General features: G+C 61.3%; 23 protein-coding genes, 2 pseudogenes and 1 riboswitch. Of the genes and pseudogenes, 14 read left to right on the top strand and 11 right to left on the bottom strand.

What is annotated here, in order from left to right:
- Positions 1 to 72 precede the first annotated feature (72 nt).
- A riboswitch (cobalamin riboswitch) is annotated at positions 73 to 281 on the bottom strand.
- Positions 282 to 881: 600 nt separating this feature from the next.
- A complete protein-coding gene (gene rpsA, locus ETW24_RS15905) occupies positions 882 to 2,564 on the bottom strand; it encodes a 30S ribosomal protein S1 (protein ID WP_129371954.1) in 1,683 nt (560 codons plus the stop codon).
- Positions 2,565 to 2,840: 276 nt separating this feature from the next.
- On the bottom strand, positions 2,841 to 3,482 hold the full coding sequence (locus tag ETW24_RS15910) for an NAD(P)H-dependent oxidoreductase (RefSeq protein WP_129371955.1): 642 nt from the start codon (positions 3,480 to 3,482) through the stop codon (positions 2,841 to 2,843).
- Between the two features lie 124 nt (positions 3,483 to 3,606).
- Between ETW24_RS15910 and ETW24_RS15915 the strand changes: the two genes are divergently transcribed.
- The gene (locus ETW24_RS15915) at positions 3,607 to 3,987 is read left to right on the top strand and encodes a winged helix-turn-helix transcriptional regulator (protein ID WP_129371956.1); all 381 of its coding nucleotides are present in this window, start codon (positions 3,607 to 3,609) and stop codon (positions 3,985 to 3,987) included.
- Between the two features lie 49 nt (positions 3,988 to 4,036).
- Here ETW24_RS15915 and ETW24_RS15920 read toward each other — a convergent pair whose 3' ends face one another.
- Positions 4,037 to 4,306 (bottom strand): DUF6525 family protein, encoded by a 270-nt coding sequence (locus tag ETW24_RS15920; RefSeq protein WP_129371957.1) that lies wholly within the window; start codon positions 4,304 to 4,306, stop codon positions 4,037 to 4,039.
- Positions 4,299 to 5,501, bottom strand: a complete 1,203-nt coding sequence (locus ETW24_RS15925; RefSeq protein WP_129371958.1) for a GTP-binding protein — start codon at positions 5,499 to 5,501, stop codon at positions 4,299 to 4,301. Before ETW24_RS15925 ends, ETW24_RS15920 begins: the two co-directional genes overlap by 8 nt.
- A 190-nt stretch (positions 5,502 to 5,691) precedes the next feature.
- On the opposite strand from ETW24_RS15925, the gene ETW24_RS15930 reads away from it, so the two are divergent.
- A complete protein-coding gene (locus ETW24_RS15930; protein WP_247676731.1) occupies positions 5,692 to 5,973 on the top strand; it encodes a sulfatase-like hydrolase/transferase in 282 nt (93 codons plus the stop codon).
- Positions 5,974 to 5,996: 23 nt separating this feature from the next.
- The gene (locus ETW24_RS15935) at positions 5,997 to 6,389 is read left to right on the top strand and encodes a hypothetical protein (protein WP_129371959.1); all 393 of its coding nucleotides are present in this window, start codon (positions 5,997 to 5,999) and stop codon (positions 6,387 to 6,389) included.
- A gap of 423 nt (positions 6,390 to 6,812) precedes the next feature.
- Here the strand turns inward: ETW24_RS15935 and ETW24_RS25410 are convergent.
- A pseudogene (locus tag ETW24_RS25410) lies at positions 6,813 to 7,082 on the bottom strand (hypothetical protein); the annotation flags it as partial.
- A 215-nt stretch (positions 7,083 to 7,297) separates the two neighbouring features.
- Between ETW24_RS25410 and ETW24_RS24325 the strand changes: the two are divergent.
- Complete coding sequence (locus tag ETW24_RS24325) at positions 7,298 to 7,654, top strand: hypothetical protein (protein WP_164982756.1); 357 nt, start codon at positions 7,298 to 7,300, stop codon at positions 7,652 to 7,654.
- 17 nt (positions 7,655 to 7,671) lie between these two features.
- Positions 7,672 to 8,376, top strand: a complete 705-nt coding sequence (locus ETW24_RS15945) for a GntR family transcriptional regulator (protein ID WP_254695637.1) — start codon at positions 7,672 to 7,674, stop codon at positions 8,374 to 8,376.
- An 81-nt stretch (positions 8,377 to 8,457) separates the two neighbouring features.
- Here the strand turns inward: ETW24_RS15945 and ETW24_RS15950 are convergent, their stop codons facing one another.
- The gene (locus ETW24_RS15950) at positions 8,458 to 9,408 is read right to left on the bottom strand and encodes a LysR family transcriptional regulator (protein WP_129371960.1); all 951 of its coding nucleotides are present in this window, start codon (positions 9,406 to 9,408) and stop codon (positions 8,458 to 8,460) included.
- A gap of 91 nt (positions 9,409 to 9,499) precedes the next feature.
- Between ETW24_RS15950 and ETW24_RS15955 the strand changes: the two genes are divergently transcribed.
- The 9 genes from ETW24_RS15955 to ETW24_RS15995 are packed head-to-tail and all read left to right on the top strand — an operon-like array spanning position 9,500 to position 18,810.
- On the top strand, positions 9,500 to 10,561 hold the full coding sequence (locus ETW24_RS15955; RefSeq protein ID WP_129371961.1) for a maleylacetate reductase: 1,062 nt from the start codon (positions 9,500 to 9,502) through the stop codon (positions 10,559 to 10,561).
- A 30-nt stretch (positions 10,562 to 10,591) separates the two neighbouring features.
- Positions 10,592 to 11,863, top strand: a complete 1,272-nt coding sequence (locus tag ETW24_RS15960; protein ID WP_129371962.1) for an ABC transporter substrate-binding protein — start codon at positions 10,592 to 10,594, stop codon at positions 11,861 to 11,863.
- A gap of 58 nt (positions 11,864 to 11,921) precedes the next feature.
- Entirely contained in the window at positions 11,922 to 12,641 is a 720-nt protein-coding gene (locus ETW24_RS15965; protein ID WP_129371963.1) for an ABC transporter ATP-binding protein, read from the top strand.
- A complete protein-coding gene (locus tag ETW24_RS15970; RefSeq protein WP_129371964.1) occupies positions 12,641 to 13,348 on the top strand; it encodes an ABC transporter ATP-binding protein in 708 nt (235 codons plus the stop codon). The genes ETW24_RS15965 and ETW24_RS15970 overlap by 1 nt, the downstream gene beginning before the upstream one ends.
- Complete coding sequence (locus ETW24_RS15975; RefSeq protein WP_129371965.1) at positions 13,345 to 14,208, top strand: branched-chain amino acid ABC transporter permease; 864 nt, start codon at positions 13,345 to 13,347, stop codon at positions 14,206 to 14,208. The genes ETW24_RS15970 and ETW24_RS15975 overlap by 4 nt, the downstream gene beginning before the upstream one ends.
- Positions 14,208 to 15,308, top strand: a complete 1,101-nt coding sequence (locus tag ETW24_RS15980) for a branched-chain amino acid ABC transporter permease (protein ID WP_129371966.1) — start codon at positions 14,208 to 14,210, stop codon at positions 15,306 to 15,308. Before ETW24_RS15975 ends, ETW24_RS15980 begins: the two co-directional genes overlap by 1 nt.
- Before the next feature lie 2 nt (positions 15,309 to 15,310).
- Complete coding sequence (locus ETW24_RS15985; RefSeq protein ID WP_129371967.1) at positions 15,311 to 17,095, top strand: FAD-dependent oxidoreductase; 1,785 nt, start codon at positions 15,311 to 15,313, stop codon at positions 17,093 to 17,095.
- 4 nt (positions 17,096 to 17,099) lie between these two features.
- Positions 17,100 to 17,981: an intradiol ring-cleavage dioxygenase gene (locus ETW24_RS15990; RefSeq protein ID WP_129371968.1), complete on the top strand. Its 882-nt coding sequence runs from the start codon at positions 17,100 to 17,102 to the stop codon at positions 17,979 to 17,981.
- A gap of 4 nt (positions 17,982 to 17,985) precedes the next feature.
- A complete protein-coding gene (locus tag ETW24_RS15995) occupies positions 17,986 to 18,810 on the top strand; it encodes a 3-keto-5-aminohexanoate cleavage protein (protein WP_129371969.1) in 825 nt (274 codons plus the stop codon).
- A gap of 130 nt (positions 18,811 to 18,940) precedes the next feature.
- Here ETW24_RS15995 and ETW24_RS16000 read toward each other — a convergent pair whose 3' ends face one another.
- The 5 genes and pseudogenes from ETW24_RS16000 to ETW24_RS16020 form a co-directional block, all read right to left on the bottom strand.
- Positions 18,941 to 21,820 carry a Hint domain-containing protein gene (locus ETW24_RS16000; protein ID WP_129371970.1) on the bottom strand — a complete coding sequence of 960 codons (2,880 nt, stop codon included), beginning with the start codon at positions 21,818 to 21,820 and terminating at the stop codon, positions 18,941 to 18,943.
- 375 nt (positions 21,821 to 22,195) lie between these two features.
- Complete coding sequence (locus ETW24_RS16005; protein ID WP_129371971.1) at positions 22,196 to 22,378, bottom strand: hypothetical protein; 183 nt, start codon at positions 22,376 to 22,378, stop codon at positions 22,196 to 22,198.
- An 86-nt stretch (positions 22,379 to 22,464) separates the two neighbouring features.
- Positions 22,465 to 22,927 (bottom strand): annotated as a pseudogene (locus ETW24_RS16010) (transposase); the annotation flags it as partial.
- Positions 22,928 to 23,136: 209 nt separating this feature from the next.
- Positions 23,137 to 23,910: an enoyl-CoA hydratase-related protein gene (locus ETW24_RS16015; protein ID WP_129371972.1), complete on the bottom strand. Its 774-nt coding sequence runs from the start codon at positions 23,908 to 23,910 to the stop codon at positions 23,137 to 23,139.
- Positions 23,911 to 24,094: 184 nt separating this feature from the next.
- Positions 24,095 to 24,994, bottom strand: coding sequence for an alpha/beta hydrolase (locus ETW24_RS16020; protein WP_164982757.1), 900 nt, complete (start codon positions 24,992 to 24,994; stop codon positions 24,095 to 24,097).
- Positions 24,995 to 25,051 lie beyond the last annotated feature (57 nt).

A 25,051-nucleotide genomic window follows, 5' to 3' on the forward strand; every position in this document is an offset into this window, starting at 1 on the left:
GCACTGCCTCCGCAGACGGTGAAAACTGCCACCACTACGGAAATCCGTTATCTACGGCGCGCCCCGCACCGGGATAGGGTGATCATCCTGGCAGGTCTCCTGACTCGCGGGTCGAAGCTTTGCCGCGCCTTCCCGCCCCTTGGGGCAGTGGCATTTCGCAGCATTGCTCTCCGCTCACAGTTGCGGGGGCAGTCACGGATTCAGCGCCTGTTGGCTACACTTCACCGTGTTCCCTTTTACCCGGGTGGTTTCCCAGCCGGACCAGAATAGGCGCGACTTAGGCAAACCGGATTTGTTCTGTCAAGCGGAAGCAAACTCAATCGAGATTGCTATGGATTGACTGCAAGGTGAAATGAAAAAACAATTGTTTAAATTTATACACTTACGTCCGAGAACCTTCGTGAAGAAAATTCGGCTTTGAGCACCGGGGATGCGGCTTAAGTCCGAAAGGGAGTATGTCGAACCGCGGCCGATACTGCTGTTCAATCTCATGCGGGACCTATGAGGCGAGCTTTTGCAATGCAGGCAAGCCCGTCATTGCTCCTTTCCAGTGCCAGTTGAAAACTGGAAGGTTCACTTCCTGCGATTAGTGGCAAAAGTGTTTCCTCTTGCCCTGTCTGCTTGCAGCCGCGGTGAAGGAAAGGCGTCTGCGCGCCTTGGGCACTGCCCGCCAAAACGTCGCTGCACCATGCCTAACCCTCCGCACTTCCTTCTGCCATGCAGCGGGCGGTTTCCGGAAGTGCAGCGGGCCGTCGTGCTGCACGCGCGCCGCGAGAATCCGGCACTTCCGCAATGCGCTCGAACCAGCCCTCCCACCCAAGAAAAAAGCCCCGCAGACACCTGCGGGGCTTTCGTTTTCAGCAGCCGTGAGGCCGGGAAGATTACTCGTCGCCCGACTTCAGTGCGGCGCCCAGGATGTCGCCCAGCGATGCGCCGGAGTCCGAGGAGCCATACTGTTCCACTGCTTCTTTCTCTTCGGCAATCTCGCGTGCCTTGATCGACAGGCCCAGACGACGGGTCTTGGAGTCGACGTTGGTGACGCGGACGTCGACCTTGTCGCCAACCGAGAAGCGCTCGGGGCGCTGGTCGGCACGGTCGCGCGCCAGGTCGGAGCGGCGGATGAAGGACTTCATGCCCTCATATTCCACTTCGATGCCGCCGTCTTCGATCGCTGTCACGTTCACGGTCACGATCGAGCCGCGCTTCACGCCGCCAACCGCTTCTGCAAACTTGTCGCCGCCCAGAGCTTTGATCGACAACGAGATACGCTCTTTGTCGACGTCCACTTCGGAAACAACGGCCGAAACCATGTCGCCCTTGCGGTAGTTCTGGATCGCATCTTCACCGCGCTCGTCCCAGCTGAGGTCGGAGAGGTGAACCATGCCGTCGATGTCGCCGTCGAGACCAATGAACAGACCGAATTCGGTGATGTTCTTGACTTCGCCTTCGACCTCAGTGCCTTCCGGGTTGGCTTCGGAGAAGACTTCCCACGGGTTGCGCATGGTCTGCTTGAGGCCCAGGGACACGCGGCGCTTGGCGCCGTCGATTTCCAGAACCATGACGTCGACTTCCTGGGAAGTGGAGACGATTTTGCCCGGGTGGACGTTCTTCTTGGTCCAGGACATCTCGGAGACGTGGACCAGACCTTCGACGCCCGGCTCCAGCTCAACAAATGCACCGTAATCGGTGATGTTGGTGACGCGGCCCTTGTGGACCGAGGACAGCGGGTACTTGGCGCCAACCAGATCCCACGGATCTTCCTGCAGCTGCTTCATGCCGAGGGAGATACGGTGGGTCTCTTTGTTGATCTTGATGACCTGAACCTTGACGGTTTCGCCGATCGACAGGATCTCGGAGGGGTGGTTCACACGGCGCCATGCCATGTCGGTGACGTGCAGCAGGCCGTCAACGCCGCCCAGGTCAACAAACGCACCGTATTCGGTGATGTTCTTGACCACACCGTCGACCGCTTGGCCTTCGGTCAGGTTGCCGATGACTTCGGCACGCTGTTCGGCACGCGATTCTTCCAGGATGGCGCGGCGCGAGACAACGATGTTGCCGCGGCGGCGGTCCATTTTCAGGATCTGGAACGGCTGCTTCAGACCCATCAGGGGGCCCGCGTCGCGCACGGGGCGCACGTCAACCTGGCTACCGGGCAGGAACGCAACAGCGCCGCCCAGGTCGACAGTGAAGCCGCCCTTGACGCGGCCGAAGATCGCGCCTTCGACGCGCTGATCGTCTGCGTATGCTTTTTCCAGGCGGTCCCAGGCTTCTTCACGGCGGGCCATCTCACGCGAGATGACGGCTTCGCCGCGGGCGTTTTCAGCCGAGCGCAGGAAGACTTCCACTTCGTCGCCGACAGCGATTTCAGCAGCTTCGCCGGGATTTGCGAATTCTTTCAGATCAACGCGGCCTTCCATTTTGTAGCCGACGTCGATGATGGCCTGACCGGCTTCGATTGCCAGTACTTTGCCTTTGACAACCGAACCCTCGTCCGGAGTGTCCATTTCGAAGCTTTCATTCAGGAGGGCTTCGAAATCCTCCATTGATACGTTTTGAGCCATGAGGTCTCAGATTTCCTTTTCATACGGTTTTTCTGGCCATGCGGTTGTCTCCGCCGGTCTTGGTTCAGCCGCACAGGACGTGGCCCGGATCACATCTGATCAAACAAACACAAAGGGCCGAGGTGTGCCCCAGCCCTGCTCAGATGTGTCATCCGGACGTTGACCGCCCTTGTACCGACAGCGCGCGTATAGGCGGATTCCCGGGTGCGTGCAAGAGGAAGCTGATCAGAGCTGCGGCAGGCGGCCTGGATTGCCGCTTGCCGCATTGTTCACGCCTCAGGCGATTTCGGTCACGATGGTGTCGCGGGATTTGCGGACCTTTTTCATCGGCAGGAGCCAGTCGCCTTCTTCGGCGCGGGTGCCAAGCGGCAAGAGCAGGACCGAGCGCAGGCCACGGTCCTTGAGCCCCAGGATTTCGTCGATTTTTTCCGGCGTGAAGCCTTCCATCGGCGTGCTGTCGACCTCCAGTTCGGCGGCGGCGGCAAGGGCGAAGCCCAGCGCGATATAGGCCTGGCGGGCAGCGTGGTCGTGGTTGGTGCGCTCTTCACGCGGCAGATAGGTCGCCTTGAGGTTATCATAGTACTGGTTCAGCATCGGGATCTCGCCGCGCTCCTCGGTCATCTGGCGGGTGACGGCGTCGATACGGTCTTCCGAGTAGTTGTCCCAGGCGGCAAAGACCAGAAGGTGCGAACCGTCGGTGATCTGGGCCTGATCCCAGGCGTGCGGGCGGATCTGCGCGCGGATTTCGGGGTTGGTGATGACAAACACCTCAAACGGCTGGGTGCCCGAGGAAGTCGGCGCCATGCGGATCGCCTCGATGATCTGCTCGACCTTTTCCTGCGGCACAGGTTTTGCCGGGTCCATCTTCTTGGTTGCGTAGCGCCAGTTCAGTTTCTCGATCAGGGTGCTCTTGCTCATGTCTTGGGTCCTTTCTCGGCAGACTGCCAGGGGTGGTATACATTTGTGACTGGCTATATAAGGGGTACCGGAAGGGGCGCAAGAAGGCACAGGTTTGAGCCCCGGTAACACGGAAGGAACCGCCATGGCAGACGCCGCCAAATGCCCGGACTGCAGCCGCATAAACGAGGTGCTGTCACGGGTCGGGGACCGCTGGAGCGTGCTGGTGGTGATCTCGCTGGCGCAATACGGGGTGCTGCGGTTCAATGAACTGAAGCGGAACCTGGGGATTTCCCAGCGGATGCTGAGCCTGACCCTGCGCAGCCTGGAACGCGACGGGCTGGTCAGCCGCACCTATTATCCGACGATCCCGCCCAAGGTGGAATACGCGCTGACACCTCTGGGAGAGTCGTTCCGCGAGCCATTACGCGCGCTGGGGCTTTGGGCGCTGGAGCATTTGCCGGTGATCGATGCCGCACGGGCAGAGTTCGATGCGGCTGCGGAGGCGGAAAAGAAATCCGCCTGATGGCGCTGAATGGCAGGGGGCCCGGATCAGTGCCTACCGCGAGGGCTTGCTACTTGCGGATGTTCCAGACCCCGGCATCGCGCCGCATTAGGGACTGTTCCGCGGCGTTCAGCCGGGTCGCGGCGGCACCGGGATCCTTGCTGCCGCCCGCATTATTCCAGATCTTCAGGGCCGATGCCGGACTCCAAGGCAGGCAGGCAGAGGCCAGCCAGCGCCGCAGCCCGGGCGGCAATGCGTCATAGGCCTGCATCGGGTCCCCTGCCCGGCGCCGGCGTTTCAGGCCGGAATTCAGGTTCCGGCCTGCCTTGCCGTCAGCCATTGCGGCGCCAGCCCGGGAAAGGATCGTCCAGCGCGGCCCAAGCGGGATCAAAGCCGCCTGCGGGTTCCGGCATCAGGCAAGCGTCCAGACAGGCGGTGATCGCGTTCTTGTCCAGGCCTGCCCCGATAAACACCAGTTCCTGGCGGCGGTCGCCCCAGGTTTCATCCCAGTTCTGCAGAAACTCGCGCCGGGCTTCGGGGTGGGTTGGCCAGCGGTCTGTTGGCACAGCGGCCCACCACAACCCCAGCGGCCGGACCGAGGAAATTGCCCCGGCCAGCGTAAACTCAGCAGCCCATTCGGGACGGGTTGCCAGCCAGAAATGCCCTTTGGCCCGGATCACGCCGGGCAGATCGCCGTTCAGCACCGCGTGGATCCGGGCGGGATCAAAAGGCCGCCGGGCGCGGTAGACAAAGGAGGAAATGCCGTATTCCTCGGTCTCCGGCACGTGGTGATCAAGCCCGTAGAGTTCCTTGGCCCAGAGGGGGTGCTCATGCGCGCGGTCGAAATCGAACCGGCCGGTGTTAAAGATCCTATTACCGTCCACCTTGGAATGATCCGCGTGGATAACTTCGGCATCCGGGTTCAGCGCCTTGATGACGGCCATGGCTGCTGCGGTCTGATCCGGCCCTGCATCCGATACTTTGTTCAGGATAATGACATTGGCGAACTCGATCTGGTCGGTCAGCAGGTTGACCAATGTGCGGTCGTCTTCCTCGCCCAGGCTTTCGCCGCGGTCGCTGAGAAAATCGTGGCTGCTGAAATCCTGCAACAGGTTCACCGCATCGACCACCGTCACCATCGTATCCAGCCGGGCAACATCCGACAGGCTGGCGCCATCGGCATCCCGGAAATCAAACGTTGCGGCCACCGGCAAGGGTTCGGCAATCCCGGTGCTTTCGATCAACAGATAGTCAAAGCGCCCCTCCCCCGCGAGGCGGCGCACCTCCTGCAGCAGATCATCGCGCAGGGTGCAGCAGATGCAGCCGTTGGTCATCTCAACCAGTTTTTCGTCCTGCAGCGAAAGTTCGGAGCCGCCGCGCACCAGGTCTGCGTCGATGTTCACTTCGCTCATGTCATTGACGATCACCGCAACCTTGCGGCCCGCGCGATTGTTCAGGACGTGGTTCAAGAGCGTGGTCTTGCCCGCCCCCAAAAAGCCGGACAGGACCGTAACCGGCAGCCTCTTATCTGTCATGCGGGACCTCCATATGTTATATCATAACAAATCACAGGCTGGATAGCAGCCTGTATCGCAACCCGCAACCCTGAAACCTGCAGACGGGCCATGGCTAATGGGTGTCTTCCGCTTTCCGGATAACGCAAAACGGCATTCAGCCGCTGTGTTTCGCTTGCAGTCTGGACCGGCAGTCAAAAGCGGGCACAATATGAGCCAGCAACTGAATTTCCTTGTCATCATCTCCGGCGAGCACCGCAAGGATGCGATGGGCTGCGCCGGCCATCCGATTGTGAAAACCCCGAACCCGGATGCGCTGGCCGCACGCGGCACGATGCTCACCTCGGCCTATACGCCCTCCCCATGTGCGTGCCGGCACGGGCGGCGGCTGCGGGCGACCTGCGATCCGGAAGAGGTCAATGCCCGCGCCTATGCCGGCCAGCGCCGCCGGATCGCCGCTGTAGTGCTTGCTGACGATCCGGCCTTTCCCTAGGCTCGTGAACGGGAGGGTCTGCAATGACACTGAACGAAGCGATCGCAAGCCAGCCGCTCTGGGTGCAAATCTGGGTCAACATTCTGTTCCTGGGTGCTTTTGTCCTGCCGCTGGCTCTGCTGATCTGGAAGCCCAGCCGGGTGGCCGGGCTGGCCACCGTGGCGGCCAGTGTATTGGCGGGGGCCGGAGTTTATTGGCTATACGGGCAGCTTGGATATGTACGCCTCTTGGGACTGCCGCATATAGTCCTGTGGACACCTCTGCTGCTCTGGCTGTGGCAGCAGCGGGCGCAGCCCGGTATGCCCGTTTGGCCACGGCGGATCATTCTGGCTGTCTGCACAGTGATCGCAATTTCGCTGGCCTTTGATTATGTGGATGCGGCGCGGTATCTGCTGGGAGAGCGGCAGCCGTATTAACCGCTGCCGCGCACAAAAGTTTTGCAAAAACTTTTGGCAATTTTCTTACTTAAGAAAATTGCGCCGCCCGCCTAGAGGTCGATTTCCTGCACACCGTCCGGTTCGCCGGCGCGGGAGCCTTGGTTCGAGAAATGCAGATGTATTTTTTAACCCAGGGCACGGCCTACGGGTCCTCAACAAACTCTCGTTTGCCTTTCCGAACATGAGCAGCGGAATTCAAAGTCTCTACCCAAGGCCTGCAGGCGATGCGTCACGGCGTATCAAGTAGGAATTGGCGGCATCCTCGATCAGCGCGAAGTGGTTGATGGGCTTGGAGTTGAACACCATCCAGCCTTCCTCGAAGATCCGGTGCATGAGCTTGGAACCGCCGCGGCCAATGTCTATGTACAGCACTGCGATCTGGTACTTTGAGCGGGCCGCTGGTTTCACCAACAGGGGCGCGCTGCCCGGCAGGTTCCTCGCAGCCCAGCGGAACGGCAGCTCCGCAAACAGCTCTTCGAGGTTCCAGGGAGAGGTTTTCCTGCAACGGCTGCACATGGCGCCGGATTTCAGCCGGGGGCCGAGGACGGAGTACAGCATCACCTCGCCGATGCGGGAAACGTCACCGAGGCTGGACAACAGCAGCAAGGGCGGTTGCAGCACTCCGCCATCCATCACCGAATGCTCCCGCGCGGGATAGCCGAGATTGCGGACGTAACTACCGTTTTGGCGGCCTCCTGCAGGCCCTTACCGAGATAGCCGAACAGGGAGCGAGCGAACAGGCCGGCCCGTTCCGGCACCCGGGCGGCGTTCGCCTCATTGATATAGAGGTGGGATCCGCCACGTTTTTCAGGGTGTCGAACGGGTGCACAAGCCGGTTGCGGCAGGAAAACAGTTCACCCCCTGGTTTGCCCCTGATGTGTTACAGCTTGGCGACGATGCGCGGCCCAACCAGCAACAGTTTGGCGGCGGCCTGCCACAGCACGCACCAAGTGACGCGGGTCAGCCTGCGTCCGGCATTCCGCTATACAAAACGGCGCTCGATCACCCGCGCCAGCAGGGTGATCCGGCAACCCAGGGAGTTGTGGACCTGGGAGCGCCAGACCGTCACGTTAATTGACATTGCCAACTATTTTGCCGGAAAAGGCCAGCCACACTTCTGCGCGCGTACTTGCAGGCCTTGTTCGGCCGGGCAACAGATCCGGCCGAACAAGGCTGTTCAGTCGTTCATCACGCTTTCCCGCCCGAACATTATGTGTATATATATAGTCATTAAAATTCTTTAATCGAATTGGGAATCCGAATGCCAGCCCCCCGCGAGAACATGAGCTACAGGGATATCAAGCAGGTCGTTCTGGACCGGATCCAAAACAAAATCTGGGCGCCGGACAGTCTGCTGCCCAGCGAAACGGACCTGGCAGTTGAATTTTCAAGCACGCGCACCACTGTGAACCGGGCACTGCGGGAGCTGGCCGAAGAAGGCTATCTGGAACGCAAGCGGAAGGCCGGGACGCGGGTTTTGAATTCACCGGTCCGCAAAGCCCAGTTTTCCATCCCCCTGGTGCGGGATGAAATCGCTGAAACAGGCGCCGCCTACCGGTATTCCCTGGTGGAAAGCCGTATCATGCCCGCCCCGGCATGGCTGTCAGCCCGGCTTGATATCCCTCAAAAGCAGGAGGTTCTGCATATCAGATGCATGCATTATGCCGGCAATGCGCCGTTCCAGTATGAAGTGCGCTGGGTTGTGACAGACAGCATCCCCGAAGTACTGGAGGCGGATTTCACCCAATCCGGTCCGAATGATTGGCTGGTGCAAAAAGTTCCCTTCACAAATCTTGAGCTGAGCTTCATGGCGACCAAGGCCGATCAGACAGTGTCCGAATTTCTGGACGCCCCTCTGGGGGACCCGTTGTTCACGGCGGAAAGGATTACTTGGCTGCGCACCAAGCCTGTAACGCTGGCAAAGCTGTTTTTTGCTCCCGGATATAAAATGACGACTCATCTTTAAGGTTTGCGCCCGCACGCCTAGCGGCCTGCGCACTGACGCCAGGTTCGGAATTGAAAATGCCCAGCGCCTGCAACCTGCATCTTAGGGCCGCCAGACAGCATCCTGGCCCACACGGGTGATACTGGCGGACAGGGTCTTGAACTCACTCCGGATATAGCCCGCGAACCGCTTTACAGAGGGCCGCATTGGCTGGGCTTCATAGCGCAAAATGCCCAAATGCCGGTCCGGATCACCAATGCGGACCGGCAGGGCGCTGATTGATTTCTGGCGCCGCATCATGAACACCACCGAAAACGGCAGCACTGTCAGCGCGTCGGACCCCGTAAGGATACTGACCACCGCGCTGAGGGAGCCGCCGGAGAAACTGACCTTGAAGTCCTTCACTCCGATCCCTTCAAGCACCGCGCGCAGGTCGTGGTAAAGCGGGCTGTCCGCCGGTGGCGCGATCCAGGAATACTGCGCAATTTCCGGCAGCTTCACTGCCCCGCGCCGGACCAGCGGATGCCCTGCCCGGCAGGCGATAACATTGCGGCCAGGCAGGATCTGATCAAAGGAGAACCCTTCGGGAATTGACGCCTGCCGCAACGGCAGAACGGCCAGATCAAGGGTTCCCTCCTTGAGCTTCGGCATCAGGTCGCCGGGATAGCCGTAGCTCTGGTCGATACGCACGTCCGGGTAGCCCATCTGAAACTCGGCGATCATGGGCGAGATCACCCCGTCGAGGAACACCGGCGTGCCGGCAACCCGCACTGCGCCGCTTTTGCCGCGCTGGAATTGTTCCAGAACCGCACCGCTGCCGCGCACTGCCAGAAAGACCTTCCTGCCTTCCTCGGCCAGGGCAAGGCCCAATTCGGTCGGCTGCAGCGGGCGCCTGCCCGGCTCAAACAAGGGGGCGCCGACGCGCTCCTCCAGCATCGCAAGCGATCGCGACAGGCTTGGTTGCGACTTGCCAAGCAGCTCTGCCCCCTCGGTCAACCCGCCGCGATCAACGATGGCAAACAGCAATTCAAGGTGACGGGGATCAAGCTTCATACCGAAAGGTTATATTAACGCCCTCAAGTTCGATCAAGTTCGAAAAATTATCCATCATATTGGTGTCACACCCGGTTTGGAGGCACCCGGCATGTTCGACACTGCAAAATACGGATCAGATCAGACCGTCATCTTTGAGGCGGGGCTGCACCGCGCCTTGGACCGTCATGTTTCTGCGCTGGATGCCAACCGCGTTCTGGTGCTGACCACACCGCATCAATCGGATCTCGGGCTGGAGCTGGCGGCGCAGCTGGGCGCCAAGGCGGCAGGTGTGTTCTGCCGCGCCGCCATGCATACGCCGGTCGAGGTGACCGAGGAAGCCCTGGCACATCTGCAGGATGTCGGCGCGGACACTGTGCTGACGGCCGGCGGCGGTTCGACCATCGGGCTTGGCAAGGCGCTGGCTCTGCGCATCGGCGTCACCCAGATTGCCCTGCCCACGACTTATGCCGGCAGCGAATGCACGCCGATCCTCGGCCAGACTGAGAACGGGGTGAAAACCACGGTGAATGACAGCAATCTGCGCCCGGCCGCCGTGCTTTATGACCCGGAACTGGTGGCAACCCTTCCGGTACCGATGACCGTGACAAGCACGCTCAATGCCATGGCCCATGCCGTCGAGGCGCTCTATGCGCAGGACCGCAATCCACAGTCGACTGAACTGGCGCTGACCGGGCTGCGTATCTTTGCCGGCGCCCTGCCGCGGGTGATGGAGGATCCGGCCGGTCTGGAAGCGCGCCTTGCCACGCAGCAGGGTGCCTGGGCCTGCGGCACGGTACTGGGACAGGTGGGCATGGCGCTGCATCACAAGCTTTGCCACACACTTGGCGGCAGCTTCGGCCTGCCGCACGCAGAAACCCATGCCATCGTGCTGCCGCACTCCGCCGCCTATAACGCTGCTGCCGTGCCCGGCCTGCTGGCCCCCGTTGGCGAAATCTTTGGAAGTGCCGATCCGGCGGCCGCTCTTTGGCAATTCGCCAAGGATCACGGCGCCCCGATGGCGCTGCGCGATCTGGGGCTGGCAGAGGCGGATCTGGACCGCGCTGCCGATCTGGCAGTGCAGAACCCCTATTGGAACCCAAAAGAAATCACCCGGCCGGGCATTCGGGACCTGCTGGCGCGCGCCTGGGGAGGAGACGCGCCGGGTAACTGAACCATGAGCTGTCATCAGGGAGGAGACCCCATGATCAACCGCCGAACATTGCTGAAAACAGGCACCGCTGCCGGGCTGCTGAGCACAAGCAGACTTGCCGCGCCCGCCTTGGCCCGGGGCGTAAAAATCAAACTGGGCTACATCAGTCCGCAATCCGGCCCGCTCGCGGCCTTTTCCGAGGCGGACCGGTTCATCCTGGACGGCTTTGCCGCAACCGACGCGGGCCGGAATTTTGAGGTCATCGTCAAAGACAGCCAATCGAACCCGAACCGCGCGGCGGATGTGGCGCGCGAGCTGATCGTGGATGACGGCATCGACCTGATGCTTGTCGCCTCTACGCCGGAAACAACCAACCCGGTTGCCACAACCTGCGAGGCTGAGGAAATTCCCTGCATCTCCACCGTTGCCCCCTGGCAGCCGTGGTTCGCCGGTCAACAGGGCGACTCCGGCGATCCGGGGTCGTGGGAGCGGTTTCACTATGCCTATCACTTCTTCTGGGGGCTGGAGGACATCATCGCGGTCTTCAATGCCATGTGGAGCCAGCTGGACACCAACAAATCCGTCGGTGCGCTTTACCCGAACGATGGCGACGGCAATGCCTGGGGCGACCCGGTGCTGGGCTTCCCGCCGGCACTGGAGCAGAGCGGCTACAGGCTGACCGACCCTGGGCGCTACCAGAACCTGACGGATGACTTCTCCGCCCAGATCAACGCCTTCAAACAGGCCGAAGCGGAGATCGTGACAGGCGTGCCGGTCCCGCCTGATTTCACCACATTCTGGACCCAGGCCAAACAGCAGGGCTTTGCGCCCAAGGCTGCCACCATCGGCAAGGCGGTCCTGTTTCCGCAGGCAGTCGAGACCCTGGGGGATGCAGGCCACAACCTCAGCTCCGAAGTCTGGTGGTCCCCGAACCATCCGTTCAGCTCCTCACTGACGGGCCAGTCCGCAGCCGGTCTTGCCCACGGCTTCACCGCTGCAACCGGGCGGCAGTGGACCCAGCCGATCGGATTTGCCCATGCGCTGTTCGAGATGGCCGCTGATGTGATGGCCCGCGTGGATGATGCAGGGGATGCAGATTCCGTGTCCGAAGCAATCGCCGCCACCGAGCTTGCCTCCATCGTCGGACGCATCGCCTTTGACGGCACCGGCCTGCCGCCGTTTGCGCAGGCGAACGTGGCCAAGACACCACTGGTGGGCGGTCAATGGCGGCTGACAGAAAGCGGCAGCTATGACCTTGTGATCGTTGACAGTTCCACCGCGCCCGAGGTGACGGCGGGCGGCGTGATGGAACCCATTTCATGATGCTGAAAGGAACCCTGTATTGCCGCATCGGCGCGATGGGGCGGGTGGAGCTGCTGACATGACCCTTCTCTCATTGCTCAACGTTTCGAAAAGCTTTGGCCAGCTGAAAGTGGCTGATGACGTCACCCTGGAGATTCCGGCGGGCCAGGCGCTTGGCATCATCGGGCCCAATGGCGCGGGCAAGTCGACGCTTTTCAACCTCATCACCGGCAATCTGCGCAGCGACGCCGGATCCATCCGCTTTGACGGGCGCGACGTGACGGCGGTACCCGCCATGCAGCGCTGTCTTGCCGGTGTCGGCCGCTCCTTCCAGGTGCCGCAGCCCTTCGGCAACATGACCGTGTTCGAGAACCTGCTGGTGGCCGCCACCCACGGGCGCAAGGCCTCCGAACGGGATGTGCAGGCTGATTGCGCCCGCATTCTAAGCCAATGCGGTCTGTTGCAGGCGGCCAACCAACCGGCTGGCGGCCTCGCACTGCTGCAGCGCAAGCGGCTGGAGATGGCGCGTGCGCTGGCAACGGATCCCAAGCTGCTGCTGCTTGACGAAATCGCCGGCGGTTTGACCGAGGGCGAATGCCTGTCCCTGGTGGACACCATCCGCAGAATCCATGCCCGCGGTGTTACCATTATCTGGATCGAACATGTTCTGCATGCGCTCACCTCGGTGGTGGAGCAGCTGCTGGTGCTGAATTTCGGCAAGGTGATCGGCCTTGGCGCGCCGGATGAAATCATGAACCGGGCCGAGGTCCGGGAGATCTATCTGGGGGCCGGTGTCTGATGCCCATTCTGGAAACACGCGGCCTAACCGCCCGTTACGGTGACTTTCAGGCGCTGTTCGGCATCGACTTGCGGCTGGACGAAGGGGAAACCCTTGCCATCATCGGTGCCAACGGCGCGGGAAAAACAACCCTGATGCGGGCGCTGGCAGGTGTTCTGCCATCGGCCCCCGGCATGGTGCATCTGGCGGGCCGGCCCGTAGGGGGCCTGAGTGCGGATCAGATCATGCCGCTGGGTCTTGCGATGGTACCAGAGGGGCGCAAACTGTTCCCGTCTCTCTCGGTCGAGGAGAACCTTCTGATCGGCACCTACGGGCGCAAGGTCCCAGGCTACTGGAGCCTGGAAGCGATCTACGACTTGTTCCCGATCCTTGCAAAGCGGCGGCACCATCCGGGCACTGCGCTTTCGGGCGGGCAGCAGCAGATGGTGGCCATCGGCCGCGCGCTGATGTCGAACCCCAAGGTTCTGTTGTGTGATGAAATCAGCCTCGGCCTGGCGCCGGTGGTGATCCGGGACATCTATGCCGCCGTGCCGAAAATCCAGGCCAGCGGCGCCAGCCTGATCGTGGTGGAACAGGATATTGGCCAGGCAATGGCAGCTGCCGACCGGGTCTGCTGCATGATGGAGGGTCGCATCACCCTTGAAGGGCGGCCCGAAGATCTGCGCCGCGAGGATATCCACGCAGCCTATTTCGGAGCCGCCGCATGATCTGGATCGACACAATTCTGCAGGGCATCCTGCTGGGTGGGCTTTATGCGCTGTTCGCGGCTGGTCTCAGCCTCGTTTTCGGGATTATGCGGCTGGTGAATCTGGCCCATGGCGACCTGATTGTATGCGCGGCCTACTTGATCCTTGTTCTGGTAACGCTTCTGGGATTGCCGCCGTTTGCGGCGGCGCTGATGGCCGCGCCGGTGATGTTCGCTGCCGGGTGGCTGCTGCAATTGCACCTGCTGAACCGCACGCTGGGGACGGATATCCTGCCGCCGCTGCTGGTGACGTTCGGCCTGTCGATCGCCCTGCAGAACGCCCTGCTCGAAGGGTTCAGCGCCGACAGCCAGCGCCTGCCGGGCGGTGCGATCGCCACCGCCTCGGTGAAGCTGGGCGATCTCAGCATCGGGGTGCTGCCGCTTCTGACCTTTGCCTCCGCCGTTCTGGTGATCCTGGGGCTGAATCAGCTGTTTTACCGCACCGCGCTGGGCCGCGCTTTCCGTGCCACTTCGGATGATGCGGTCACGGCAAGCCTGATGGGCATCCGCCCCGGGCGCATTTTTGCCACGGCTACGGCAATTGCCATGCTGGTGGTGACGCTGGCGGCGCTCTACCTTGGGATGCGGGCGAATTTTGATCCGGCAATCGGCCCTGCCCGCCTGATCTATGCTTTTGAGGCTGTGATCATCGGCGGCCTCGGCAGCCTGTGGGGCACGCTTGCGGGCGGTATCATCATCGGCGTCGCACAGACGCTGGGCGCCGCTGTGAACCCCGAATGGCAAATCCTGGCCGGGCACCTGGCCTTCCTCCTCGTGCTGCTGGTGAAGCCGCGCGGACTGTTTCCAAGGGCGGTGGACTGATGGCTGATCTTACACACTCTCCGGCACAATCTGCGGCACTTTCTGCGGCGGCACCGTTTCGCGTGACGACCCGCACAAAGGCGTCCAATATGTTCGGCCTGCTGGCCTGCGGCGTGATCCTTCTGCTGGCGGTTTTGCCGTTCTTTGCCGGGCGCGGGCTGATCCAGGATCTGTTTTTCATCCTGACCATGCTGGTGCTGGCGCAGCTTTGGAACCTGCTTGCAGGCTACGGCGGGTTGGTCAGCATCGGCCAGCAGGCCTTTGTCGGCATCGGCGCCTATGCGATGTTCGGCGGCGTCATCATCGCAAGCATCGATCCGATTGCTGCAATCCTGCTGGGCGGGCTGGCGGCAGCGGTCCTTGCAGTACCGATGGGTTTTTTCGCCTTCCGCCTTGCCGGCGCCTATTTCGCCATTGGCACCTGGGTCATGGCCGAAGTCGCGCGGCTGCTCCTTGCACAGGTTAAAACACTTGGCGGCGGCACCGGCACCTCCCTGCCCCGCACCGCCACCCGCGGGATGTGGGCGACCGACTGGATCAAATCCGCACTGGATGTAAAGACCGCCGCCGCGCGCGATATCCTGACCTACTGGCTGGCGCTGCTGCTGGCAGTGGTAGTGATCGCGGCGATCTACGCGCTTTTGCGCTCGCGCCGCGGACTGGCGCTGTCGGCCGTGCGCGACAACCCGGAAGCCGCGAAATCCGTCGGCGTCGATGCTGGCCGGATCAAATGGCTGGTGTTCCTGGCGGCCAGCTTTGGCACCGGGCTGGCCGGGGCGCTGATCTATGTGCAGAAAGCCCGCATCAGCCCCGATGCCGCCTTCAGCGTCACCGATTGGACGGCTTACGTGATTTTCATTGTGGTGATCGGCGGCATCGGCACAATCGAGGGCCCGATCCTGGGCGTGCTCATCTTCTTCGCATTGCAATCGCTGCTGGCCGACTTTGGCAGCTGGTATCTGTTCACGCTTGGTCTTATCGGAATCGCGGTCATGCTCCTGGCGCCGCGCGGCCTATGGGGGTTTTTCTCCGACCGGACCGGCATTCAGCTTTTTCCCGTTCAGCGGCGTCTGAACGGCGGCACACTCAAGGAGGAATAACCATGGCTGAGATCGAAACCGACGTGCTTATCATCGGCACCGGGCCTGCGGGCTCTGCAACGGCGGCGCTTCTGTCAAGTTACGGCATCGCGAATATGGCGATCAACCGCTACGGCTGGCTGGCCAGCACCCCGCGCGCACATATCACCAACCAGCGCACAATGGAGGTGCTGCGCGATCTGGGGCAGGATGTCGAAGCGGAGGCCTATATGCATGCGGCCCACCAGGACCTGATGGGCGAGAATGTCTTTTGCGAAAGCCTTGCCGGCGAAGAGATCGGCCGTATGAAAAGCTGGGGCAACCATCCCCTGTCCAAGGCCGAGCATCTGCTGTCCAGCCCGACGATGATGAACGACCTGCCGCAAACCTTCATGGAGCCGATCCTGTTTGCAACCGCCTGCAAACGCGGCACCCAGGCCCGGATGAGCACCGAATACCTGAGCCACACCCAGGACGCGGAGGGCGTGACCACCACCTGCCGCGACCGCCTGTCTGGCCGCGAATTCACGGTCCGGTCAAAGTACCTTGTCGGTGCTGATGGCGGCAACTCGCTGGTGGCGCAGAACGAAAACCTTGCGATCGAAGGCAAGATGGGCGTGGGCGGGTCGATGAACATCCTGTTCCGCGCGGATCTGTCGAAATACGTCGCTCACCGGCCCAGCGTGCTGTACTGGGTGATGCGGCCCGGCGCCGACGTCGGCGGCATCGGCATGGGGCTGGTGCGCATGGTGCGGCCGTGGAACGAATGGCTGATCGTCTGGGGCTATGACATCAACGAACCCGCACCGGTTGTGGACGAAGCGATGGCAACACAGGTCGCGCGGCAGCTGGTCGGCGACCCGGAGCTGGAAATCGAGCTGATCTCGGCCAATACATGGACCGTGAACAACGCCTATGCCCCCCGGATGCACAACGGCCGCGTCTTCATCATGGGCGATGCGGCACACCGGCACCCGCCCTCGAACGGGCTTGGCTCCAATACTTCGATCCAGGACAGTTTCAACCTCGCCTGGAAACTGGCCGCGGTGCTGAACGGCCAGGCCGCGCCTGCGCTGCTGGACAGTTACACCGCCGAGCGCGCACCGGTTGCCAAGCAGATCGTTACCCGCGCCAACCAGTCCATCAGCGAATTCGGCCCGATCTTTGACTCCCTCGGCATGACCGGCGGCACCGGTCTTGAGGAGATCCGCTCGAGCGTGGCGGCCCGCTGTGAAACCACGCCGGAGGCGGAAAAGCAGCGCGCTGCAATCCGCGACGCAATCGCTTTCAAGAAATATGAGTTCGACGCCCATGGGGTGGAAATGAACCAGCGCTACAAATCCGATGCCGTGGTCACCGACGGGCAGTTGGAACCGGCATTCGAGCTGGACGCGGAACTGCACTACCAGCCCACCACCTGGCCCGGCGCGCGGCTGCCGCATGTCTGGGTTTTCGACCCTGAAACCGGAGAAAAGCATTCAACTCTGGATCTGTGCGGCAAGGGGGCCTTTACCCTGCTGACCGGCATCGGCGGCGAGGCCTGGGAAGAGGCGGCAAAGGCCGTGGGGGCGGAGTTCGGTCTGCCGCTGACGGTGCGTCTGATCGGACCGCGGCGCAAATTCGCGGACCATACCGGCGATTGGGCGCGGGCTTCGGAAATTGCTGATTCCGGCTGTATTCTGGTTCGTCCCGACCATCACGTCTGCTGGCGCGCCGACGAAATGGCCTCGGATCCCGAGGGCGAACTGCGCCGGGTGCTTTCCCATGTATTCGGCCGCGGCGCGGCGGCCTCCATGGCAGCGGAGTAACAATATGCTTGATGAACACGAAAAGGGTTATTTCACCGAAGAAACCAGCGCCGAGGTTGTTGCCGCCCGCAACGCCAAGGCCGAAAACGAGCGGCTGCGCGACTGCGTCAATATCCTGGTGAAACACATCCACGCCGCGATTAAGGAAATGGAACCCAGCCAGGAAGAGTGGTTCAAGACCATCATGTTCCTGACGGAAACCGGCCATACCTGCGATGACTGGCGGCAGGAGTTCATCCTGCTGTCGGACATCATGGGCGTTTCCATGCTGGTGGACGCGATCAACAACCGCAAACCCTCCGGCGCCTCCGAAAGCACGGTGCTTGGCCCCTTCCACGTGGCCGAGGCGCCGGAACTGCCGATGGGTTCGAACATCTGCCTTGATGGCAAAGGCGAGCCGATGCTGGTCAGGGGCCGGATCCTCGACACGGATGGCAACGCGGTCGCGGGAGCCAAGATCGACGTCTGGCAGGCCAATGACGAGGGGTTTTACGATGTGCAGCAAAAGGGCATCCAGCCCGATTTCAACCTGCGCGGCGTGTTTCGCACCGGTGCCGATGGCACCTATAGCTTTCGCGCCGTTAAGCCGAAATTCTACCCGATCCCGGACGATGGCCCGGTGGGCAAGCTGCTGCGCGACCTTGGCCGCCACCCGTACCGGCCTGCGCATTTCCACTACATCCTTGAGGCCGCCGGGTTTGAAAGCCTGACCACCCACATCTTCGACCCGGATGACCCCTACATCAACTCCGACGCGGTCTTTGGTGTGAAGGAAAGCCTGATGGCCAAATTCGACCTGATCGAGGATCCGGCAGCGCTGCAGGAGGCCGGATTCGATGAGGCCTTCTATCTGGTAGAGCACGACTTTGTTCTGGCCAAGGGCTGACGGCATGAGCAAACCCTGCATCATCTGCGTCGCGATCACCGGCTCCCTGCCGCGCAAGGCGCACAACCCGGCAGTGCCGGTCACGGTCGAAGAACAGATCGAAAGCACCCATGCGGCGTTTGAGGCCGGGGCCAGCATCTGCCACGCGCATGTGCGCAATGAAGACGAGTCCCCCTCATCGGATCCGGAGAGGTTCGCGCGTCTCAAGGAAGGGCTGGAAAAGCACTGCCCCGGAATGGTGGTCCAGTTCTCCACCGGCGGGCGATCGGGTGCGGGCAAGGAACGGGGCGGCATGCTGCATCTTCGGCCGGACATGGCATCGCTTTCGGTGGGGTCGAACAACTTCCCCGCCCGCGTCTACCAGAATCCGCCGGATCTGGTGGACTGGCTGGCGGCTGAGATGATCACCCACGGTGTGAAACCCGAGATCGAGGCCTTTGACCTCAGCCACATTCACCAGGCTGCACGGATGCAGGCGGACGGGCGTTTGAAGGGGCCATTGTACATTCAATTCGTGATGGGGGTGAAAAACGCCATGCCCGCCGACCGCGATGTCTTTGACTACTACGTGAAGACCGTAAACCGCCTGTTGCCCGGTGCAGAATGGTGCGCTGCGGGGATCGGCCGGGACCAGCTGACCCTGAACGAATGGTGCGTCGCCAATGGCGGCCACGCGCGGACAGGACTGGAGGACAACATCCGTCTTGGCAAAGACCGGCTCGCTTCGTCCAACGCCGAACTGGTGGCAAGGGTGACAGAGATCTGCCACCGGCACGGCCGCCCGGTCGCCACACCGGCCCAGGCGCGGCAAATTCTCGGCTTGGCGTGACACTGGAATTCGGCATGGACCTGCGGCGGATCAATATTGAAGCAGCGAAATCAACTGAGCAGACCCGATAGCGGAAATGCAGGTTCCTAGCATGCCACGCGGGGCACTTCACGGCTAGGCCCGGATGCTGTCAGGCGGCGTGAAAATGTTGCAGATTGCGCCGCTTGAGCGCCTGGCGGGCCAGGCCGCCGTAAGCCCTGCGGACCAGCCCGCGCCCGTGTTCGCCAACCAAGCAATGAACCGCAGCCAGTTCAGGGAAGAGACCGAAAAGTTCCTGCCGGTCTGCAGCGCACAACCCGCGGATGGCTTCGGGACCGGGCCAGAATGTCTCCGTTGCGATACCTTCTGCGAAAATCACCTCATGCCGCTCGGTCATGAGGTGCACATAGGTGACCGGATTGGCTGCCCCGGCCTGTTGTGTGCAGTTTTCGTCAACTGCTGCCAGCAGTTTCGCCGAGAGAAAACTTTCGCCAAGCTGCGTGTCTTGTCCAAATGCTTTAGGGCCGGTTAACAGACGGTGCTGGGGGGACAGCAGCATCGGGCGCTCCGGAGACAGCAGGCCGCCCGGTCGGACACAATATGGTCTTAGATGCGGGTGCTGCGCCAGCTCTGCCGGGCTCAGCGTGCGCTTGCCGACCCAGATTACTGGCTGAAAACCGTTGTCGGCGGTTTGCAGCATGTCGCCCACCCGGATCCCGCCCGCAGGCACTGCACCGCGTCTGGTGGCAAGAAGCACACCCGGCGTGAAACAGGGGATGCCTGCAGAAATGAGCTGGGCGGTGGTTGTGATCTGTGACGGGGCCACCCCCTGCAGAACAAGTTTTTCACCCCCCGGAAACGTGAGCAGCGCATTACCGGATCCATCGTCTGTCACCGAGATATCGCTGGTGCGGACAGCCCCGTCGGGTCCGGTACCGCCGGTCAGATCGGAAACATCAATCTGGTCATTGAAGAAACCGTCGCTGTCATCGTCAGCAATGCTGAAATCGCTGACAGTGTCGATGCCGCCCGCCCCGGTCAGGATCAGTTCGTCATAGCCGGCCCCGGTTGTAATGGAATCATTGCCCGCGCCAAGCGTGATCGTGTCATCGCCTGCTCCAGCGTCGATCGACACCCCGGCGCTGTCAGCCGAAGCATCCACCACATCCGCCTGATCCGTCAGCTTAAGCGCCTCGATCTCGGAAAAGGTGATTGTGTCAGTGCCGTCGGTGATCGTGCCGGCCTCATCGCCGGTATAAGTGACCGTGACCCCGGTGGTGACCGCCGAGACGTCGACCGTATCGTAGTCGTTTCCCGCCTCGCCGCCGGTCAGGGTGTCATTGCCGAACCCGTCGGACATCCGGAACGTATCCGCATCAGCCTCGCCGTGCATTTGATCGTCGCCGCTGCCGCCCACCAGCAAGTCATCGTCGTTGCCGCCGTACATGGTATCGGCGCCGTCGCCGCCTTCGAGAGTGTCATTGCCATCGGTTGCGACGATGCTGTCGTCACCGGTGCCGCCTACCAGGCTGTCATCACCGGCAGAGTTCCGCAGCGTGTCATTGCCCGCACCGCCGATCAGCGTGTCATTGCCAAGACCGGTGGTCAGGCTGTCGTTGCCGTCGCCGCCTTCGATGTAGTCGTCGCCATCGCCACCGGCGATCGTGTCGGCGCCGATACCCCCGATCAGGGTGTCGTTGCCGAGGCCGCCGTCCATCACATCATCGCCGCCGCCGCCCTCCAGGCTGTCATGGCCTGACTCGCCGTACATCAGATCGTTATCGTTGCCGCCAACCAGCAGGTCGTCATCGTTGCCGCCGTACATGGTGTCGGCGCCATCACCCCCGATCAGCGTGTCGTTGCCGTCGGTTGCCACGATGCTGTCGTTGCCCACGCCGCCGACCAGGCTGTCATCACCGGCAGAGTTCATCAGCGTGTCATCGCCTTCGCCGCCGATCAGCGTGTCGTTGCCAAGGCCGGTGGTCAGGCTGTCGTTGCCTGCGCCCCCTTCGATGTAATCGTCGCCTTCGCCGCCAGAGAGCGTGTCGCCCCCGGCCCCGCCGATCAGAGTGTCCGCACCGGTGCCGCCATCCAGAACATCGTCGCCGTCGCCGCCATCCAAACTGTCATCGCCAGCCTCGCCGAACAGGGAGTCATCCCCCCCCTGGCCATAGACCACGTCGCTGCCGTCACCGGCCATAACAGTATCGGCCCCTTGTTCTAAGGCGGTGGTGACCGGGTCATCAATCGTGCTGCCCGAAAGGGTAAATCCCGCCCAGCCTTCGCGTGTTTGCAGCGTGAATTCGATCGACGATTTATCTTCGAAACCGGCAGAAAACCAGGCATCCTGATCGGTATAATCGTTGTAGTCGGATCCGGTTGCGGTGACCAAGCTGCCGTCAACAGCCGTGCCCAGCGACGTGTCCGAAGACACCCCGAAAGAGGTGAAACTGTCGCCGTCGATTATGACAGCCTCGGCATCGCCATAGCCGCTGTTGTCATCCACGTCATTGAAGGTCGCCGTGGAATTCAAGTATACCGGCTCATTGGTATTCGGATCAAAGAACTCAAGCCGGAAGGTCGCCTGGTCACCCGGATCGTCACCGCCCAGCAGAATTTCCGCGCCGGCTGTGTAGCCGAATTGAACTGACATGTCCGGGTTGGATTTCTCCACCAGCACCAGCCTGCCCCAGACTTTGGTCCCGTCCTCCAAGGTGGCGACGTCGCTGAAAACGGCATTATTGCCTGTGGATCCTGACCAGCCGTCGTGGGAAATGCTCTGGATGTTGTTGATATCCAGCACCAGCGGCGTGGCGTCCACCCCCTGGTCGAACCCATCGCCCATGTCGCCATAAACGGTATCGTTGCCATCGCCGGCGTCAATCAGGTCGCTGCCTTCTTCACCGGCAACAGTATCCTCGCCTGCACCGGCTTCGATTGTGTCGTCGCCGGTGGTTCCATCCAATTTGTCGCTGGCATTCGTGCCGGTTTTGGAAGCTACAAGGTCAAGGACCCAGTCTGGTATCGGCATAATCTTGTTCGGCTTTCAATTTTACTGTGAAGGAAGAGCAACCAAATTCCTCCGGATGCCGGCTGCCTTGCCGGTGGTTGCCGTTTGCGTCGCAAAGACCGATACGCGAGTGCAGGAAAACAAACCGTAAACTCACCGGAAATTACAAATGAACTGCCTTCTGGGAGGCTGGCCCAGCGATGCTGGCAATCCCAGCACGGCACATGAGCACACTGGAACAAGGCAGGCCTGGCTTTCAGCGGCCAAGAAAGCCAACGAACCACCCATAGATCGATACCCATAGTCACTGACGCAAATGCTTTCAGCTGGGTAGTGCGGCGCGATACCGGCGCTGTGTTCCTGCGTGCAGGTTCCAATGTCCCCGTGCTAGGGAAATCACGCGGGTCCGCAGCCGGTGTGATGCACGGTGACGGTGCTTTTGTTCCCGAAGCAGATGCTGCGCCGCAGCGCCGGCGTGAGACAGGCTTCAACCACCAGCAGAATCTCCCGGCTGCCCATCAGCGCGCTGCCATCTTCGCTTACCTGACGACAAAAGCCCAGCCGGGCAATCACCCGCAACGGCTTGAATTTGCCCGCACCATTTGGAACCGATCAGGGCAGCGTTTTCCCCGTCCTCCAGCTCAACCGCATGCTTGCCCAAGGATTTGCGCCCCTGTGCGAGAGGGTGCGTTCCATTCGCCGTCCCCCTCAGATTTGAGGCCGGTGCTATCAATCAAGAGGTTCAGCGGGCCTGGGCTGCCACGAGACGGCTGGCTTACGTTCAGCGTTCTCTGGCGGCGGCATAGGGTGCTGAAACCCGGCACCGCCCGGTTCAACCCGGGCAACCGCAGCAAGCTCTCAACGAAACCCGCGGTCTGCCGGAGCGGCAAACCAAACAGAACCTTCAGGGTCAGGCAGGCCTGGATCGCTGTATCGCTGAAATCATGCTGACGCGCTCGCTTGCCCGTTGGCGGCGGCGTCCAGGTCATCTCCGGATCAAACCAAATCGACAGCGATCCGCGTTGCTTCAGCGCGCTCGCCAGCGTGCTCGAACCAGTGGCGTATCAATGGCTCGCTGTACGATGGCCAGTTCCTGGTCTTGTACTTCTTAGGGGGCAAAATGCTCAGGTTTATCAGCTATCATACTGGATTCATGCGGTGAATCCCTAGAGCGATTTGTGCAACAAAGCCGGTTGATCCATCCATCGCGAAAGTGACTTTCGTGTTCATTCAATGCTTTCGAACCGAATTGGCTTCTGCTTCTTGCTTTGAAAGATCAACGTATGTTCCTTGACTCAGCCGACGGCAATGACATCAGCTTCTCATTTCAGCGCAACTCAAAATGTGGGTTCTCGTCTTTCCATGAATGCGGTGAGTGCCTCTGTAAACTCTTCGGATTTGATGCCCGCACCGAATTGCACGATCTCTTCGCGAACCCGATCTTTCAGATTTCCGGTCAGAGGTGCCCTCAGAAGGGCTTTTGAATTGATTACTGCGTTGGGCGGCTGTTTGACGAGAACCATGACAGCTGCTTCCGCTGCCCGTGCGACCTCATCTGCAGGCAGAGCGTTGTTGACCAGGCCGAGAGTGACCGCCTCTTCGGCACCGAAACTACCGCCCAGCAATATCAACTCGGCCGCCTTTGCCTGCCCGATCAACCGTGGAAGCAGATAGGATGCACCGGCTTCAGGTACCAGGCCGAGATTTACAAACGGAAGTTGGAACCGCGTGTCCTTGGACGCGTAAATCAGGTCGCAGTGCAGGAGCATGGTTGTTCCGATGCCGATCGCCAGACCTTCCACCTGTGCGACAATCGGTTTGGGAAACGTGACAAGCGCGTCGATAAACCGGGCCGCCGGCCAATCGTCGCTGTCAACTTGTTTGCGAAAATCGTCTATGTCATTCCCGCTTGTAAACACGCCACCCGCACCTCGGATCCAAACGGCCCGGATCGAGGCATCCGCCGCAGCTTCATCAAGCGCCTCAACCATCTTAAGATACATGCCACTGCCTATCGCGTTCTTTTTTTGCGGCGCCGACATTGTCAGGCGCAGGGCGGCGTCCAAGCGCTCGACAACGACATCTGCAGTATCGGTATGTTCAGCGGTCATGTTGCGGGGTCCTTGATCTAGGAGTGAAGTGGAAATGCTGCCCAACGTGCCAGCGAGGCGAGTTGAAGGTCTCTGCGGGCAGAATGTCTTGCAAGCCGGTCGATCCACACTCAGGAGCTGGCTTTTGACTACCGCACATCACGGCCAGAACGGTAGCGATGTGCGGCAGATCGGAGCTGGCGGATCAGACCGCCTGCCGGTCTTCCTGGCTTTCTGTTTCCGCGACCGCCTTCAAAAACTTGTCAATGGCGTCGTGCATCTGCCGCAGGCCTTCTTCTTCCAGCGGATAGTGTCCGGCGCCTTTCAGCATCACCAGGTGCTTCTCACACGCCAGTTTGTCGAAGAACTTCGCCGAGGCCGTCAAGGGCGTCCAATGGTCCTCATCAGGCTGTGTCAGAAGTACCGGGCAGCTTGTGAATTTCTCCGGCGGCACCGCCGCCTTGTACCCCATGGTGCTGGTCAGGAAGGCCAGCGGCACCGAGGATCCGCCCGATGTCTTGTCTTTGATGAGTATGGCCTGCGCTTCCGGCGGATTGGTCAGGGCGCTCATCTTGACCAGGTACCGGAGCGGGAGATACATGCGTTTGAGCGGTGTCTTGGACAACAGGCCCAGAACGAACCCGCCGACCGCCTCGCTGATTGCGGGCAGCGGAAACTTGGAAATGATCTGGTCGACCTCAGAATCCCGCAAGTCAAGGAAGCACATCCCGATGATGCCCCTGACCCGTGGTTCCAGAGCTGCCACATGATAGGTCAGCATGCCGCCGGCGCTTAGGCCATAGAGGACGATCGGCCGGGGGTCCCGCTGGTATTCCGCGTCAATGAATTTCAGGGAGATGTCGATCCAGTCTTCATAAGTGACCAGCCGTTCGTTGTTTTCCGTCATGCCGTATAAGGGCATGTCGATCGCCGTCACTTCAAATCCCCTACGGGCAAGGGCGGCCCCGGCAATCATTGACAGCAACCGTCCGTTTGTACCGACGCCGTGATGCAACAACAGACGCACCGGCGATTCCGGGTTCGCAAACCGTTCCAGATGGATGGAACTCTTGCGCCAGGGAAATTCCGATTCTGCCGGTTTCACGTCTGCGGTTATCCCGATATCTTCCGGCAGGAATCTGTTTATCTGCTTCCAAGTCCC

The sequence above is a fragment of the Leisingera sp. NJS204 genome, assembly GCF_004123675.1.
Lineage (GTDB): Bacteria > Pseudomonadota > Alphaproteobacteria > Rhodobacterales > Rhodobacteraceae > Leisingera.

Excerpts from the sequence above, each read along its gene's own strand:
- ETW24_RS16000 (WP_129371970.1), bottom strand. The coding sequence starts at position 21,820 with ATGCCGATACCAGACTGGGTCCTTGACCTTGTAGCTTCCAAAACCGGC.
- ETW24_RS15920 (WP_129371957.1), bottom strand. The coding sequence starts at position 4,306 with ATGGCTGACGGCAAGGCAGGCCGGAACCTGAATTCCGGCCTGAAACGC.
- ETW24_RS15965 (WP_129371963.1), top strand. The coding sequence starts at position 11,922 with ATGACCCTTCTCTCATTGCTCAACGTTTCGAAAAGCTTTGGCCAGCTG.
- ETW24_RS15945 (WP_254695637.1), top strand. The coding sequence starts at position 7,672 with ATGCCAGCCCCCCGCGAGAACATGAGCTACAGGGATATCAAGCAGGTC.
- ETW24_RS15960 (WP_129371962.1), top strand. The coding sequence starts at position 10,592 with ATGATCAACCGCCGAACATTGCTGAAAACAGGCACCGCTGCCGGGCTG.
- ETW24_RS15975 (WP_129371965.1), top strand. The coding sequence starts at position 13,345 with ATGATCTGGATCGACACAATTCTGCAGGGCATCCTGCTGGGTGGGCTT.
- ETW24_RS15930 (WP_247676731.1), top strand. The coding sequence starts at position 5,692 with ATGAGCCAGCAACTGAATTTCCTTGTCATCATCTCCGGCGAGCACCGC.
- ETW24_RS15970 (WP_129371964.1), top strand. The coding sequence starts at position 12,641 with ATGCCCATTCTGGAAACACGCGGCCTAACCGCCCGTTACGGTGACTTT.
- ETW24_RS15910 (WP_129371955.1), bottom strand. The coding sequence starts at position 3,482 with ATGAGCAAGAGCACCCTGATCGAGAAACTGAACTGGCGCTACGCAACC.
- ETW24_RS15995 (WP_129371969.1), top strand. The coding sequence starts at position 17,986 with ATGAGCAAACCCTGCATCATCTGCGTCGCGATCACCGGCTCCCTGCCG.
- ETW24_RS16015 (WP_129371972.1), bottom strand. The coding sequence starts at position 23,910 with ATGACCGCTGAACATACCGATACTGCAGATGTCGTTGTCGAGCGCTTG.
- ETW24_RS15925 (WP_129371958.1), bottom strand. The coding sequence starts at position 5,501 with ATGACAGATAAGAGGCTGCCGGTTACGGTCCTGTCCGGCTTTTTGGGG.
- ETW24_RS15985 (WP_129371967.1), top strand. The coding sequence starts at position 15,311 with ATGGCTGAGATCGAAACCGACGTGCTTATCATCGGCACCGGGCCTGCG.
- ETW24_RS15980 (WP_129371966.1), top strand. The coding sequence starts at position 14,208 with ATGGCTGATCTTACACACTCTCCGGCACAATCTGCGGCACTTTCTGCG.
- ETW24_RS15955 (WP_129371961.1), top strand. The coding sequence starts at position 9,500 with ATGTTCGACACTGCAAAATACGGATCAGATCAGACCGTCATCTTTGAG.
- rpsA (WP_129371954.1), bottom strand. The coding sequence starts at position 2,564 with ATGGCTCAAAACGTATCAATGGAGGATTTCGAAGCCCTCCTGAATGAA.
- ETW24_RS15915 (WP_129371956.1), top strand. The coding sequence starts at position 3,607 with ATGGCAGACGCCGCCAAATGCCCGGACTGCAGCCGCATAAACGAGGTG.
- ETW24_RS15990 (WP_129371968.1), top strand. The coding sequence starts at position 17,100 with ATGCTTGATGAACACGAAAAGGGTTATTTCACCGAAGAAACCAGCGCC.
- ETW24_RS15935 (WP_129371959.1), top strand. The coding sequence starts at position 5,997 with ATGACACTGAACGAAGCGATCGCAAGCCAGCCGCTCTGGGTGCAAATC.
- ETW24_RS15950 (WP_129371960.1), bottom strand. The coding sequence starts at position 9,408 with ATGAAGCTTGATCCCCGTCACCTTGAATTGCTGTTTGCCATCGTTGAT.